The following is a 16,979-nucleotide window of genomic DNA, read 5'->3' as shown; positions in this document are numbered from 1 at the left end:
TAGTCTGACTCGTTTTGTTTTTATCTCACCTGCAAAAGTACGAATTTTATGGAGTAAACGATAGATATGGTCTAAAAATGTATCTTTGCACTCAAATTCAAGATAGATGGGAAATTTTCATTGGTATAGATGGAAGGGTTGGTTCGTGAAGGATGAGGCGCATGCGCTAAGGATGCGTTCGATGGAGGGTATGACCGTCTCGGACGGACATCTTCCTGCAGGGTGGACGCTCCTCTATGCGGGGCGCAATCAGGTTTATTCCTTTGTGGTAGATGGGTGCGAATGGGTTGCCAAGATGTATAAGATACCGAACTTCTTTCAAAAGGTGGCCTATCGTTGGTTTGCGCCTGGTAAGGCTTGGAAAGCGTGCCACTATGCGTTGCGTTTGAGGAAATTGGGCATTCAGACGCCCGAACCGGTGTGCGCTTATGTGGAAGAGTCGCCTGTGGGAATCCGGCGGAGTTTCTTCGTTTGTGCGCGGTGCGACGATGCGCCGCTTTATCCGGTATTGGTAGAGACGGAGGCGTTCGACCGCGGACTGGCGGATGCTTTGGCTGGTTTCCTTGTCGAGATGCACCAGAAGGGTTTCTTGCATGGGGATTTGAATTTGACCAATATTTTATATCATAGGAGCGGGGAGAGCGTGCAATTTACGGTCATAGATATCAACCGTTCGAAGTTTGTCGACCGACCGACCGAGGCACAATGCTTGAAAAATTTGGTACGTCTTACGCATCGTCCTGATTTGTTTGAATATGTAGTGCGTGTGTATGCCCGCCTTCGGGGTTGGAAGGAAGAGGCCTGCACCGCCCGTTGCCGTTCCATGTTGAATGCCTACGAACGGCGTCTGGAACGGAAGCAGCGAATCAAGAAGCTATTCAAGTAAGTCTTTCTTTCTTGCATCGGCGGCGAAGGCCCTCTCGGAGTTTCCAGTTCACAATTATCCCTTGTCCATTCTTGAGGTTCCTCGACACCTTACCTTCTATCCGCCCACCTATTAATCATGCGCCATATGGCACATCTGTTTGCGCCAGCCGTCGCAGGATATTGCGCCATATCGCGCAGATACTTGCGGCAATTGGCACAAATCTAATAGATAGGTAGCTAAAGGTTAATATCTCGGCTGATAACAACTACCATCTCCGGGTGGAGTGGATAAAAAAGCCCCTTCTCGGTCGAAACCGAAAAGAGGCTCTTCAGCGTTTCACGCCTTGGCCTTCGCAGACGAGGGCGCGTTTGAGAAGCCCGGAGTCGTGCTTAGTGCCAATTGATTTACCGAGGCTCTTTATTCCTCTATCGTTTCATGCGAGACCCTTTCCAACAGGAAGCGTTGCTGGTTCCAATGGAAGGGTGGATAATCTTGGTTGGTCTTTATCTCGTTCCGGCGGAAAATGAGACCATCTACCGACTTGGCATAGAGTATGGGCGTATCGAACGTCTCAAATAGATTATCTTCTATCACAATGCCGCTGTGGAAATATTGCTGTTGATGGGCTAAATCGGGTATTTCCGGATAAATAGAGATAACCGCATTCGTGAATTGGAACATATTCGTCAAAGCGTTTATAAAGTGATTCCGGCGGATGAGCACTTCGTGGCAAGCGCCCGTTTCATACCAACCGTTGCAATCGCCACACAGCAAAATTGCAGTGCCTGAAGTATGGTCGAAAAGATTATCCTCCACTAATGTGCGGCGTGGTGTACTAAAGAGGCTGCCACGGGCACGATTATGACGGACGAGGTTGTGTGCGAAGTAAACCTCAGGCGTCCAAGTCAGATTCTCGATGCCAACCGATTGTTCCGGGTTTACCGAGGCAGGCAGCGCTTCTGTAAACGTGAGGCGGAAAGCCTTCGCGCCATCTACCTGCTCCTGTCCTTCTGGGTGTATCTCCTTAATTACATACGTAGTGTCTATCGCTTCCATGGTTTGCGAATGGATAAATTGTACGGTATCACCCGCAAACCCCCAATCAAAACCATACGATTGTTCGTGCATATAGGCTGCCACCAGGGTATGCGCATCGATACGTTTCAGGACTTTCAAGTAGATGCCGTGTACGTTGATGGCATCATCCATCATGTTTTCGTATAGTCCATGTTGGGAGATTATCTGCCCTTTGCATTGCGAAAAATGCGTGGCGTCGGCCTGTGTCGTGAAATAGCGTGGGTCCTCTTTCCCTTTCAAACAAACCGACACGCTATCGAGCGAGACATTCTCACAGAGTTGAGCCAATACGCCCATTCCCTCGGCATAGTGTATCTGGATGTTTTTAAGCTTGGTATCTTTATTATGGGACAGGAATATGCCGGGTGCGGGACGAGCCCAAGTACGTAAGGCCAGCACAGTCCCCGGTAGCAAGCGTGCATTTTCCCATCCCTTAGCTTGGATACGGCGGTTGCCTAAGTCCCGGACTTGGCAGAGCGAGACAGGTACGTCGCTGGTACGATACACCAAACGGCGTGTATGAGGTTCGAACGCAATAGCTGAGCTTGGGCGGTGTTTCCAGCCTTCGCCCGACACGAAGAGGGTATCTCCTTCGACACTGTACTGAACCCAAGGAGCCATTTCCAAAGTGATCTCACCATGGACGGTATCATTCGTGATGACCGTAGCTTGTGTAATATGCGGCTGGGCGAAATCAATAGAAAAGTGCTGAAGCGTGCAATCGGTCGAACGGAGCAACGACACCGGCAGCATTCGCCCATGGAAAACGAACTTGGCGCCCTGTCCATCCAAGGTCAATCCCTTCCAATCTTCCAATGCCATACCTACTTTCTTCGGATAGGGTTGGTCGTGATTCGAAACGTAATACGTACGTTCCGGAGCCTCCTCCGGGAAAAAATCATACTGACCCGGTTCCCATTGGATAACTACCGCGCGTCCATTCGCGTCTTGTCGAATTTCAGCTAATGCCTTTGCCAAACGAGGCGCTGTGTTTTCCGAACTATTCGGTTTAATACCATAATCGGCTAACCGGTATACCTCTTGACTGGTCTTAGGTCCTGTACATGCAAACCACGAGCATATCGTGATTATGCTAAAAAAATATGCCTGTAACTTCATCTGTTTATATTTATAATTGCTTGCAAAGATAGCGATAAATCAGAAAGGAAATCCTCTTAACACCTTTTATAAGGATAAATAGCAACCGGAAAAGGAAAACGATGTACATTTGCATCGTGGTTTTTTCATAATAGTATTAGATTTAAGGTTAACAAGGGCGCGAGGGTTGTCGGGAGACAGCCCTCGGCTTTTTTATGTCAGTGCCGTACGGGACGAGGCCTTCAATACCAAGATACTCTCCGGTCCCATATTAAATAGCAAATCAACAATACTCAGGTTGGGAATGAAGCCCCATTTCTCGCGGAACACTTGATAATAGGGTGCCGGATGGAATTCAGTATCTACCACATGACTTTTAGGCGAAATCAACTCGCGGAAATCATGTGCCACCTGCGTTTCATAGGAGTGCGTCCTCTGGATGGAAGGCGTTATATCTATCAACTGGCATACCACTTCACGGAGGGCTTCATTGAAATCCATCAAGAAGGTGTATCGCTTCTCGTAAAAAGGTGCGAAGTCCTCCTCATAATACATAAAAAAAGGACTCATGCGATAGGCCGAGACAAGCGCATTCCAGTGGAGATGCCGCCAATTACCATGGTCGGAGATGCGTATGTCGCGTGTCGGACATTTCGGAGAGTCGGGCTTAACGATAGGTACCGTCAAAGCTTGCGGACCGTTAGCCGCCGCGATGACACACCGGTTGCGATAAGTTTGCTTTACATAATTTTCCTCCGCCTCCACACGGATGGCATCATAGGCAAAAAACTTTGTATATAATTGTACCGGCCCCAGATAGGCGGTCGAGACATAAGCTATATTCATTGTATACGTTTAAATCGAATGTTTGGGTCTTTACTATACCAACAGAAAAAAAGTTTACCGACAATATGACTCGCTGGGACAATACCTACATGACGTGAATCGATGCCCTCCGCCACATTATCCGAAAGAAACCAATAATAATCTTCCGTAAAGAAAAAGAAGTCCGTCTGTTTGCCTTCGAGATACATGCGCCCGTCATGAAATACAGCCTTGCCTCCCGTTTCTCGCAAGAGCGCATCCCGACATGCCAAAAGCGAAAGACTATCCAAACGATAAGCCCGCTCTTTGTGCGGTACGACCAACTGATAGGAAGGAGTCGACCGTACCTGCCAAGCATTGCGCAACGAAGCTGGTAATTCCTCGCGCACTTGATACTCCTCGAAAGGAGTCAATCGTAATACACATCCTTCTGTTTGTTGGGAAAAATCGCGTAAGGGAATGCGCAATTGCTTCAACACACTTACGACTGCTTCTTGTGCTTCACGTGGAACATAATAAATATTCAACGTATTGGGCGAACGGGGATAGACTTGCCCGTTGATACGGTAGCCATCTGCTTCTACCCGGATTGTATCACCCGGCATACCGATACAACGTCCCACCAACAGAGGTGCTGTCAACGAATCTTTCCGCAGCGGACTGGTATAAAGGAAGATGCCATTTCTTTCCGCACCTATTTGGAAAGGGAATTTATGTGCCAGGACATAATCCCCACGATGCAACGTCGTTTCCATCGCATCGGTAGAAAGATGCACTGATTCGACGACAAAGAAACGAATACCTACCAACAACCCTGCCAATAGAAGAATGAAGAGAACTGAACGGAAAAGCCGTCGCCTCTCCATCCTGCCCTTCTCTGTCGCATCTTCATTCTTCCAACCCATGACAAATTCTGCTGGTAATTACTTGATATTATCTACCCAGCGGAAAAGCCGCTCCCAACGGATACCACCTTCAAACAAACTCCGGTCTTTATCGAGCGAAAGCCATATCATAATCGGTTTACCCACGATATGGTCTTCCGGTACAAATCCCCACGAACGGCTATCGGCACTGTTATGCCGGTTGTCGCCCATCATCCAGTAGTAATCGTATTGGAAAGTATAGGTGGTCGCCTTTTCGCCATTGATGTAAATGACGCCGTCTTTTTCTTCCAGCTGGTTATGTTCATAGTTCTTGATGCATCGACGATAGATAGCGAGGTTATGCGGCGTAAGTTCGATAGTAGCACCTCGTTTCGGAATCCATATCGGGCCATAATTGTCGCGCGTCCATCCGGTTTTGTAATCAACAGGATAATACATCGTGCCGCCTACGACATCTGGTTCCACCAAGATTTTCTTCACACCGGGCAATTTCTTTACCTGTTCCACCATCGCTTGCGTCATGGGGAAACGGTATACCATATTATATACGCCATTGGCATTCGGCGTAAAACCAAGGTAAGAGAGCGTTTCAGGGTCTCCCACCGTACAAGGTTGTCCATAAGGCATATAATCATCGCGGCTTACCCCCCAATTGCGGAACATGGTCTCGGAGAAAGGCGTCTCCGTCTCCACAAAGTAATTCAATTGCATATTCTTTGGATTGACGGCCTTCTCGCCATTGATATATACCTGGTTGTTTTTAATGTAAAGGCTATCGCCTGGCATACCGATGCAACGCTTCACGTAGTTCTCCCGCTTGTCTACCGGACGATACATGACCTCCCCGAATTGCGCCTTGTTGGCATGGATGGCTTCACGTCCATACATCTCGACCAGCGTATAGTAATCGGGGTTTTGCATCTTGAGGGCAATGGTATCTCCGGCCGGGAAGTTGAACACCACAATGTCGTTGCGCTTTACCTTGCCCAATCCGGCCACGCGCTTGTAACCCCATTCCGGCCATTCCAGATAGGACTTACAATTAAAGAAGGGAAGCGTGTTCTGTACAAGTGGAAACGAAAGAGGGGTATTGGGTACCCGCGGTCCATAACTTACTTTGCTCACAAACAGATAATCGCCCACCAGCAATGATTTCTCCAACGAAGAACTTGGTATCTGATAGTTCTGGAAGATGAACAAATTGATAAAGTAAACCGCCACCAGCGCAAAGATAATATCGTCTGCCCAGCTAAAAATACTCCTGAGTGTCGGGTTCTTCGTCTTCTTCCACGCACTCCAGGGGATGAATTTAGTCAAGTAAATATCGACAAGCACGATAAGCCCCAAGAGCAACCACGCATTCTCCATCCAAAGACAGAAGAGGACGTAGAGCACGGCCCAGATACTAAACTTAATCCATTGTTTTTTACTGATAGTCTTCATGATTCAATGGACCCGATGTTAGAAATGAAACAGATCGTTCATACCCAAGAAGCCCTTCTTCTCGGCGGTAAACTCGGCGGCTAACACGGCTCCGAGGGCAAAACCTGCACGGCTCTTCGCATCGTGCTTGATGCTAATCTTATCTGCATCGGACTCGTAAACAATCTCATGTATACCGGGTACTTCGCCTTCGCGGATAGCCTGTATCGGAAGGTCGGTCGGTTGTTCGGCCGTATTGAGCGTCCAACGCTCTTTCCGGTCGATGTTTTCCAGGATGCCTTCTGCCAAGGTAATGGCCGTACCGCTCGGTGCATCCAGTTTATGCACATGGTGTACCTCCGTCATCCGCACGTCATACGAGGGGAAATGGTTCATAATCTTTGCCAAATATTTATTCACGGCAAAGAAGATATTCACACCGATACTGAAGTTCGACGCATAAAAGAAGGTCTTTCCCTCTTCTGCACACAGGCGTTTGATTTCCGGCATTTTATCGAGCCAACCTGTCGTGCCCGAAACGACCGGTACGCCTGCTTCGAAACATTTCAGGTAGTTCCCATAAGCCGTGCTGGGTGAAGTAAATTCAATCGCTACGTCTGCGCTCCGGAATGCCTCCGAAGCAAAGTCTTGCGAATTGTTTATATCAATAATCGATACGATTTCATGACCTCTTTCACGGGCAATTTGTTCGATGGCTTTGCCCATTTTGCCATATCCGACCAATGCAATCTTCATATTCTTCCTATTTATATCCAAAAAGTTGTCGCAAACTTACAAAAAAGGAACGATTCTTGGCATAAGTAGATAGAAAAAAATACAGAGCCCCCAAGACTCCGGCTGCTTTTGGGAAGCACCGTGTCTCTGGGACTCTGTGTCCAATCAATAATATCAATCAATTTACCGCACGATTACTTTCACGCGCTTCACATCCTCGCCGCTTTCCAAAACAACTACATAAACGCCGGCTGGTACGCGTATTTGCGTATCGCCTTCGATTGATTGCCGTGCTTGGATACGTCCGCTGATGCTGACAATCGTCAGGTCGGCATTGGCTACGTTCTTCACTTGGATATAACCGTCGCCCGCATAGATGCTGGCTGATTCGATATCCTCGATGCCCGTAGGCACACCGCTAAAGACAGCTTCGATGGTCATCGCTTTCGTTACAACGATTTCACGCATCTGGTCTTTATTCAACGCATTGTCTTTCCAGTACGAGAAGCTGACGCCACTCTCCGGATAAGCCACTACCACCAGTTCGTCGCCATAATAGCACTTGCCATCCAGCGGATAGGACTCAGCTTTCACTTTACCCATCAAGTAACCCTTCGCGTTCTTCGATTCTGTAACCACCTTTACATCTATCGGCGTCGGGTTCGGGAGTGATACTGTTACAGTCGCATTGTCTGTCACGCTTTCGATGCGGTACTTGCCTTTGCTAACCCTCGTTGCACCCGTCACTACCAACTTATCCAAATCGGCATCCAACGCATTGACTGTAAATTCAAAGGCTTTCTCGTAATAAACGCCATTCTCGCCTTCCTTGTTGAGGATAAAGCCTCGGTTGTTTGTCGATGCCTTCTTTACCGTTACGATATACTGGCTATCCTCGTCAATAATTGGATCGGATGGTTCAGGATCGGGGACTTCGGGTTCAATCAGGCTAAATACAGCCGAAATCGCAACCGATTCATTGCCTACCGTATAAACTTCGTTCGGATTCCACGAAGAGCCGTTTACCAACAATTGTTCAAACCGGAAATTAGAAGCAGGAGTTACTTGGAAACGTAAAATCGTTCCTTCTATAATTTCCTCCTCTCCATAGAAACGTTCTCCTGTCTTAGCATTCGTGACGATAATCGAACCGACTTGCGCACCCGGATCTTTAATGGTAATCAAGTTCTTGTCCGAAACCGTTACATATACATCTGCAATTGCATAGTCATAATTGTCAGATTCTTCCGGCCAGAACACAACCTTGTAAGGTTCTCCATCCTTTGGAATACCTGTGTATTCATACCAATCGAACGTACCGGCTACCGTCATATCTATTTCTTTGCCTTTTTCATTCAAAGCCTTAGCTGTACCACCTATTAAGTTCGATTGCGACAAGTCTTGTCCCTTCGGAATCAATGTCGGACGCGGAAGGACGGTAATCTTTGTCTTTACTTTGGTAATCTCCAATGTACCAACGTATGCATTCTCCAATGCCTTATATTCCTTATAACTGCTCTTATTACCTTGATAAGGAATCGTTACGTATACTTTATATGTTCCGGCATTCTTCGGTATAGTCACGGCATACTCCGTGCTGCCGCTTACTTGCGTATAAGCATATTGTACACCGGTCAACTTGTCGATATCGACTTTATTATTATCAGCTTTCAATACAATAAAGTCACTAAACTCAGGCTCCGTACCTGTGTACATAACCGTCATGTCTTCATTCGGTGTAATCACAAACTCTTTGTTGATGTCGAACGCAGAAGTTCCATTCACTGAGAATACCGTTCCTTCTGTTATCTTGATATTTTCATAAATAATTGTACGAGAATTGCCATCAGGCTGTGTAGTCCAGTTAACATGATTACCATTCTGTTTCAATTCTACCTTCGTGATATCATAGTTATCAGGCACATACACTTCTACCTTTACCTTCGCTCCTTCCGGTACTTTGTCATTCTGACCCAATTTCAAATCTCCATTATAAATGGTAACCGTGATGCCATCCGGAATATTTTCATACTTCACTGCACATTCATCTACCGTGCCTGTAGAAGTGGAAACCGTAGCCGTCTTATAGTTCGAATCTACAGCCTTACTGCTTTCTACAAGTACTGTGAAACGAACTTCTACAGTGTGAGCGTCAGTCTTGCTGGCTTTCTGTACCGGATTTCCATTGCTATCCAATACTTCCCATTTGCCATACAGCGTTTCACCATTGATACCTTTGGCTACACCACCCGTAATCACATATTCGCCATCCGCATTTACTTCTACTTTTGGTTTCGTGGCCACAGTTGGCTGTGCTTTTTCAATTACAACTTTCCATTCTGAATTAGAAAGCACACGTTGATGCGACTCAGTCGCGTCCATCCAATATTTTACCTGATAAGTACCCGCTTCGGTCGGAGCACCTGTATTCAGCTTCACCCCATCGGCCGATGTATATTCCACCTTTACCTCTTTGGCATATTCCGCCGGATTGGTTTTATAAGCAAACGGATGTTCTTTGCCGTCATACGCATGTTTTTGTTCTTTCGAACCTGCACTTGCATTGTCTGGAGTTGGGATAATATCGACTACTACATTCTTCTTCGTGCGGATTACCAAAGTCTGGTCTACTTCTTGTACTTTGAAAGTAGCCGTATATTCGCGGGCAGGTTGGTTGGCTTCATTACCTGTACCTAAGCTATTGCTAACCTCCTTCATTTGCCAATCCACTTTCTGCGAACCATACGTAATACTTTCAATTGTAATCGGATTGTCCTTCCATACATCACCGCCAAACACAGCATTACGCGTCAAAGCAAAATGCAGCTGAACCTCTTTTCCTACAGTAAAACCTTTTACCCCAATATTATTCGTCTTTCCATTCGTAGCTTTAAATTCTTTGCCATCAATTGTAATTATACTATTGGGCGCAAATACATGATCAGAAATATTTCTTGCCTCGCCTTCCAGTTTCAACGTAATGGCCACCGTATTGGTTTTCGTAATATTCGTCGTAATCGCCAAATCCGTTTTTGCCAATTCCTCGATTACATACACATATTCGTTAGTCGAGCCTTCTACAGGTTTGATATCCGCACTCTTATCCGTACCATCAATTAAAATAGAAGTCTTATAACCCGGTTCTGCCTTGAACGTCACCGTAATCTTACTTCCATACGGCACTTTCTTCGTTTCACCCGGCGTCAACGAAATGGTTTGGTTGCCTTTCTGAGCCACCGCTACAATAGAGTTGTTCGTACCATCCACGTTCTTTTTGAAGGTTACATCTACCATAGCGTCCTTCAACTTCGCCTCTATGCTCGGATTAATCTCTTTGTCTTGGCTGGCATCCCAATAACCTTCCACGCGGAACGCTTTATGATCCTTATCTGATTTATCCGTCTGCTCTGTTAAAGCTGTAGCTACAAACGAATCCAAATCCAACCCGTTCTTCTTCGCTTCATCGGAAAGCGCAACCAAGATAATATCGCCTTGTATTACTTGCGAATTGTCTTTAATCTCCGTACCGGATTGATTTGTTACCTTAATATTAGTCGGATCTACAATATCTAAGTTGAACTTAGCCGGTGTGATCTTAATGTCTTTTATTTCAATCTTTGCTTCGCCGTAGGTAAGCGTTACGTCATAAGTACCTTGTTGGTAAACACCTTTGCTATCATAGAAATAGTAGGTAGAAGCAGCCGCATCGCCCGAACGCTTTTGCCCATGTGCTGGTGTCCAAGTTGCCTCTACCTGTTCCCAAGTTACATCACCTTCTGTCGGTTCATCAAACCGGATGTTCAGGTCTTTAAAATCCAATCCTTTATTAGCATCTGCCGTAAACGCAGAAGGAGCCGTATAAGTTTGCGTTCCGAAAGTCACATCCATGTCTTTCGTCACTCCCGTCACATAACGCAAAGAATTGCCGCTTACATCCAACTTCTTTAAAGTAGACGGAACGGTCAATTCATCATTCTGCAACTCATTGTTCGCTACATTCAACTCTTCCAAAGCCGAGAAAGAAGTAAAATTCAACTCGGAACTAAGCGCGTTATTCGATAAGTCCAATTTCTTTAATGTCGTTGTTGCATTAAATGCATTTGGCCATGTCGTAAAACCGCAGTTCGAAGCATTAATCTCTTCCGCAGACGAGAATGAGCCAGAACCTGTAATTGCTGCTAATTCTTTATTGTTGGAAATGTCCACTTTATTTAAGCCGGTTGCACTAGTTAATTCCAATGAAGTCAGCCCTAAATTAGATACTTCCAATGTTTCCAAGCCATTGTTGTTTACTGTCAACGCTGTTGCTTTGCCTTCTAACTTCAATCCACCGAAAGTGTTCGCAATGCTTACTGTCTGCGGATTTTCATCATCCTTTGCTACAGTCCAATAACCGTCAGCAGAAAACGTATATTGAGCTGTACCATTTATGCTAACAACCGGACCAGGAGTCGTCACGCCTGAAATCGTTATCTTTAGGGTTTCCCCCTTAGGTACCGTAATCTCAACCGCCGCCTTCACCAACCCCACCGACACCATCAGCATCAGTAGGCTCAAAAGTAATCGTTGTTTCATATCATGATATGTTTAATCGTTAATTAATCCTGTTTATTTATCTCGTTTTTTGTGCAGCCTTCCGCCTTCCCGCTCAGGATAGCTCCGTATCCTTATAAGGATAGCATCGTATCCTTATCGGGATAGCACCGTATCCTTGTAAGGATAGCTCCGTATCCTTGTAAGGATAGCACCGTATCCTTACCCTAATTGTTACGTTATCCTTATCCTAATTGTCATGTTATCCTTACCCTAATAGTCATGTTATCCTTATCCTAATTGTCACGTTATTCTATTGGGTAGGTCACATGAATCAACCTGGGGACGAGCCAAAGACCGCGGTTTATGACTAAAAAAGCCCCTCCCGATACTGAGAGAGGCTCTGTTTTCTTCTCATTCCCGGACTTCGCAGCCGGGGAATGCTGTTTGAATAGAATTATTTCTTCATCGTCTCGGCGGCTTTCGCAAGGGGCCTTCGACTTCTCAATTACTAATTAACAAAATCAAATTTTATTGTTATGAACTTTATTTTCAATGGATAATTGACAAGGGACAATTGACAATTAAATGTCTCAGCTTAGATAATTGTCAATTGTCAATTCTCAATTGTCAATTACTTCACTACTACCTTGAAGCTTTCGCCGTCTACCGATACCACTGCGATACCAGCCGGAACTGCGATCGTTTCATTATCGCTGTTAACTGTTTCGTTAGCAACTACCTTACCGAGGATAGTAGCGATCACTACGTTCTTGCCTTCAGCACCCTTCACGATAACTGCACCGTCAGTAGCTACTACGCTTACTGCACCTTCTTCAGCCGAGATAGCTTCGTTTGAAGTAGCGATGTTATCGTTCTGAGCCATCGAGAATACTTCAGCTTCCTGGATATTCTTCGTTACAGCAGCTACACCGTTGTGGATGCAGATCCAACCTCTTGTGTTGTCGTCGTACATCGTTTCGATATAGAAGTTTTCACGAGAAGTATCGCAGTAGCGGAATGCGAATGTAGCGATATTCAAACCGTTTTCGCCCAGTGCTTCGTCGCTCAATTCGAACTTCGTGCCGTTGTCCAAAGTCAACGTAGTGCCTTTGTGCGTACCGTCTAAGAAGCCTAAGCGATAGTAAGTTGTAGCGTTCTGGTCGATGTTGCGGTAATAGTAAGCCGGATTTACATCTACAGAATCCTTCAAGTTCACCAAGTAAGCAGCCTTTGTCCACAAGTGGCGGTTGTGATGATCCAAGTTAGAAGTTTCATACTTGTCGTAGTCACGTACACCGAGCAAGAAGCGCGGGCAAGCGGCGTTGTTTACGTTAGCTGTATCGACGAAGATAGCGGTGTTGATGTCAGCGTTTTCAGCACGCAAGTCTAACAAACCAACCTTCGCACCCTTGATCTGAGAGTTTTCACCCAACTTGTAAGTCGGCGCATTGGCTACGAAGAACTCAACTGTGTCACGGTCTGCACCGATTGCACGGATGTCTGCGTAGTTCTGAACACCTACCTTATTAAGGTTCAAGATGCTGTTAGCATACGGATTAGCATAGCCTTCCGATACCAAGCTACCCGGTTGTAATTCAGCAGTCAACTGATTTACAAATACACGAGCACCTTCCTTCACATCATCACCCGTATTATTACCTGCTACACCAACTACCTCCGGATCAACCAAGACGAACTGATTAGCATCAGGAGTGATTTGCTTAACATAGAATGCACGACGTACATTCTTACCGTCTACTTCTGTTGTATAGAAGTTATTATCGAACTTAACTTGTACCTTGCTCAACTTGTACTTACCACCATCCAAAGTGATATATTCACGCGTCTTGATACTTGACGGTTCGATACCGCTGTTAGCGTTTACTTCATCCTTGTAGATGTAGTATTTAGCACGAACCAATGTATCAGCTGCATTTTCTGCATAATCCGTATAACCATAGAGCAACTCAGTTGTCTTATGAGTTTGTCCATCATAAGGATCCGTGATCTTCTCCAATACTCTTTCGAGTTTGTAAGCTCCCGTTGAATCCGGAGTCATTACCAAGTTTCCTTCTTCGTTTACGCTCAACGACAAGTTTACTTCTCCCAGGCTTGTGATACCTACATTGTAAACTGTAGTATCAGCCATGGCTTCGTCTTGTTCCATCCACAAATAACCCAAATGCGGCTTGTGCAAATCAGCAGCAGGAACAGCAGTCAAGCGGATTGTATCACGATAAGTAACCAACTGGCCGGCAGCATTTGTATAAGTAGCTTGATTTACATATACGCCTTCTTCCTGAGTTGCCCACCAGTATTCAGTACCCCACTGACGACCAGACTCACGGTTGAACATCCGATATTGATTACCATTACCTTTAATATACCACTGAGCAGACGGGATAATCAGTTTATCTTCAGAGTAAACCAAATTGCCCTTAGCTGCATTGTCATTTTCATCAATAGCCCAGTCGCCTGTCGTACCGATGTTCTCATCCCATACAGTTTCCAAAGCATTTGTAGCAGCCAAGTCTTCATAGCGATAATCGCCATAAGCCGCTACCAACGTATTGCTCTTGTTTGCATTCTGGATGTAATAGAAACCTTCCGGAATGTTAGCTGTTGTATGATCGATGTCTGAAGTCTGACGCAAACCAGCCAAAGAGATGTTTGTTAACAAACCGTTGTAAGTATTATCTGTCTGATCGTGGATATCTGTAGTCAATACTTTATGGCCTGCAGTCAAAGTAACCAACTTCACTACGTTATTATATGCTAATACGTAGTTCGGTGAATAGATTACCTTAGTATTATTACCCGGAGTTTGATTTGTAGCTGCCGGATCAATCACACGCATAGCTCCATAACCATCATTATAAGTAGTTCCTACTTCTGTAAACGAAGGAGCAACTTTCTTATATGGCTTAGCTGTAGTACCTTCTCCATCTGCATAATCCAAGTTTGTATTGGCTACAGCATTCCATACATCAAGAGCCTTACGATCTTGTTCGCGTTGTTCTTCACCTTGTGCTCTATATTTATTTTGACTAACAGTTGTAGGAACTTTATATGCATTATTATAAGACAATGCTTGCTTTGAGAATGTAGCATTTACAATTCCTGCACCCGGATCACCTTCCGTCTTAGTTACGTAAGCAGGATAATAACCCACAGCATTTACACGGCTGGAAACTATATCTTCAGAATCAAGTCTATTATCATATGCATAATTAGCAATTGTTATATAACCTGTAGATGCATCGATATCATCATAAACTTGTCTCCACCAAGGACGACCATCTTTAGCCTTCTTATAAATCATTTCAGCCTGTAAGCGCAAAGTCTGAGTTGACGGATAGAAGATAGGACGGAAGTTGGCTTGACGATTCATCTGTACGTAAGCAGCAGCTGAGTAAGAAAGGCTTGTATACAAAGTACCATCAGCCTCTTTACCTTGCACCGTCGAAATATTAGTATTATCAGCAATTACAGCCTGACGCGGGAATGTAATATCGCGAACAGCCATCTTTAATTCATAACGATCTTCTACGTCTTCATTGTAATAAGTCGTATCGACCATCAATGTTCCTTTCGAATTTGTGAAGCGAACGAAACCATCAGGAGCATCGCCCGGAACACGGTCAGCACCATCAATAGCGGGTTCAGCGGTAAACGTATCATCCATTACGTTTACATCACCTTGAACACCCGGATCGAAAGTAAACTTGAACTTACCATCGTTCTTGCCATCAACCAATACATCGTTTCCTAATTCTGCATTGATTTGATCTGCCGTTAACAGGATAGGATTAGCTTCCCAAGATTCGAATGTTACAGGGAAATACTTAGTATCTTTATCTGTTGCATCAGCAAAGCCTATTGTCGATCTCAAGAACGCTGTCTCATCATTGCTATTAATCAAAATAGGTTTGAACGTAGTAACATTGTTTTTCACAGCTTTAGCCAATACCAATGTAGTTCCATTGTCGAATTGAGCAGAGAATACACCTTGCAATACTCGTGGAGCAGCTGTACCATCAAATGTACTTGGTTGAGTAGCATTTTCACCTTGTGCCCAACGCCACTGAGTCTGACCTGCCACAACTGTTGGATCTAATGCGATAGCTTTGTTTGCTTCCGGTTTATCCGAACCAATGGTCAACTGAAGAATAGCATCCGTAGCTTTGTTTTGCAATGTATAATACAATGTATTACCAGCACCAGCAGTTTCTTTCTTAACCGTTACTTTCCACAAAGTACGATCTAAAAGAATACGATTGTTAGGAATGTTTGCGTTTTCTACATTCTCAACCTGCAACTCATAATGACCTTGGTTAGCATTGCCTGTAACATTGTTATCTGCAACCCAAACCATTGTCAACACTTCCTTACCAGCAGAAGTCTTATCACCTACTACAAATTGGAAATAACGGCTTTCTTCTTTACCATTAATATGCTCTAATTCGGTGATAGGATTTGCACCATGAGCAACACTAATAGCAAAAGGAGAAACTGAAGGAAAGAAAGAAGCATTCTTTCCCGCAACAGCGTCAGAATTATCAACGCTGATAACTCCATTCTGCTTAAATAATGCTTCCTGAATGCTATAGCCCGTAGTCGGTTTTACCTGAGTACTAGTTGTTCCAAATACAGAAGCAAAAGCTACGGCATTACCCGCGAGCAGGAAGCCCGCGCAAAGCGTAAGTACTTTTTTGTTCATAAAACTTTAAATTTAGTTTGTAAATAAAATAGTTAATAAAATCTCTATCCAACTGATTTTACGAAGCGCAACAAACCAAATACGTTTCTGAACAAGCATAAAAAACGCGGGCTTATTGTTTATTATCAAACTGAGGGTATCGGCAAACACCCGTACACAAATAATAGAACAACAGCCCGCGCCTATACGATTTATATAACCTCTCCCCGCAGATTCCAGAAAAAGGGAGGCATGGCTATAACTTTATGATTCGTACATAGCGCAAGCATTTACTGTCCATTACTCCTGTGCACTTTCCAAATTTTGCCGATTTTTCAGTTAGGAATAATCTCCGTAAAATGCTTACAATATTTTCATTCGATTCCCTAAGTCGGAACGCCCTCCGATGCGGAATCGATGCAAAGATAAGGAGTAAAAATGAAATAGCAAGAGTTTTGAGGGATTTTTTTCGAGTTCTTATCCGAAAGGTGGGGATTTATGGACAAAACATAGGGGTTTGGAGGATGAAACCATTATTTATACTATTGTGCGAAAAAGCGCACGTAGATTTCTTTTTTAGAGCCCCGGCTCTTTCATTTAAAATGGGATACCGCAGGCCTCGCTCCGCTTCGACCCGCGGTTACTTAAAAATGGGACCTCTTCGAGGCCCGTTATAGAAATAAAAAAGTCTTCGTAGAGGGCTTCTGAGTTTAGCACTAACTAAAAGAGGGTGTGTCATAAATAAGAAAATGTTATCTGAAAGTAACTGAAAAGCTCCCCTGTTCGTAGGGGAGCTCCCCGAAGGGGTGAGGGGTTGTTTCTTATTATGAGA

Annotated in this window: 8 protein-coding genes; 1 reads left to right on the top strand and 7 read right to left on the bottom strand. The window is 44.7% G+C overall.

Features of this window, described 5'->3' with window-relative positions:
- Window positions 1-106 precede the first annotated feature (106 nt).
- Entirely contained in the window at window positions 107-886 is a 780-nt protein-coding gene (locus B5F77_RS07445) for a lipopolysaccharide kinase InaA family protein (RefSeq protein ID WP_087329540.1), read from the top strand.
- Between the two features lie 399 nt (window positions 887-1,285).
- On the opposite strand, the gene B5F77_RS07440 is transcribed toward B5F77_RS07445, so the two are convergent.
- The 7 genes from B5F77_RS07440 to B5F77_RS07410 form a co-directional block, all read right to left on the bottom strand.
- Entirely contained in the window at window positions 1,286-3,064 is a 1,779-nt protein-coding gene (locus tag B5F77_RS07440) for an alpha-1,3-galactosidase B (RefSeq protein ID WP_087329538.1), read from the bottom strand.
- Window positions 3,065-3,256: 192 nt separating this feature from the next.
- Window positions 3,257-3,889, bottom strand: coding sequence for a WbqC family protein (locus tag B5F77_RS07435; protein WP_087329536.1), 633 nt, complete (start codon window positions 3,887-3,889; stop codon window positions 3,257-3,259).
- A complete protein-coding gene (lepB, locus tag B5F77_RS07430) occupies window positions 3,886-4,773 on the bottom strand; it encodes a signal peptidase I (RefSeq protein ID WP_239445796.1) in 888 nt (295 codons plus the stop codon). The genes B5F77_RS07435 and lepB (B5F77_RS07430) overlap by 4 nt, the downstream gene beginning before the upstream one ends.
- A gap of 18 nt (window positions 4,774-4,791) precedes the next feature.
- Window positions 4,792-6,198, bottom strand: a complete 1,407-nt coding sequence (lepB, locus tag B5F77_RS07425) for a signal peptidase I (protein WP_087329534.1) — start codon at window positions 6,196-6,198, stop codon at window positions 4,792-4,794.
- 18 nt (window positions 6,199-6,216) lie between these two features.
- Complete coding sequence (dapB, locus tag B5F77_RS07420) at window positions 6,217-6,933, bottom strand: 4-hydroxy-tetrahydrodipicolinate reductase (RefSeq protein ID WP_087329533.1); 717 nt, start codon at window positions 6,931-6,933, stop codon at window positions 6,217-6,219.
- Window positions 6,934-7,095: 162 nt separating this feature from the next.
- Entirely contained in the window at window positions 7,096-11,487 is a 4,392-nt protein-coding gene (locus tag B5F77_RS07415; protein WP_140392837.1) for a DUF6383 domain-containing protein, read from the bottom strand.
- Between the two features lie 592 nt (window positions 11,488-12,079).
- The gene (locus B5F77_RS07410) at window positions 12,080-16,168 is read right to left on the bottom strand and encodes a DUF6383 domain-containing protein (protein WP_087329529.1); all 4,089 of its coding nucleotides are present in this window, start codon (window positions 16,166-16,168) and stop codon (window positions 12,080-12,082) included.
- Window positions 16,169-16,979 lie beyond the last annotated feature (811 nt).

The sequence above is a fragment of the Parabacteroides sp. An277 genome (genome assembly GCF_002159645.1).
Lineage (GTDB): Bacteria > Bacteroidota > Bacteroidia > Bacteroidales > Tannerellaceae > Parabacteroides.
This window is presented reverse-complemented; position numbering and strand designations above follow the sequence as displayed.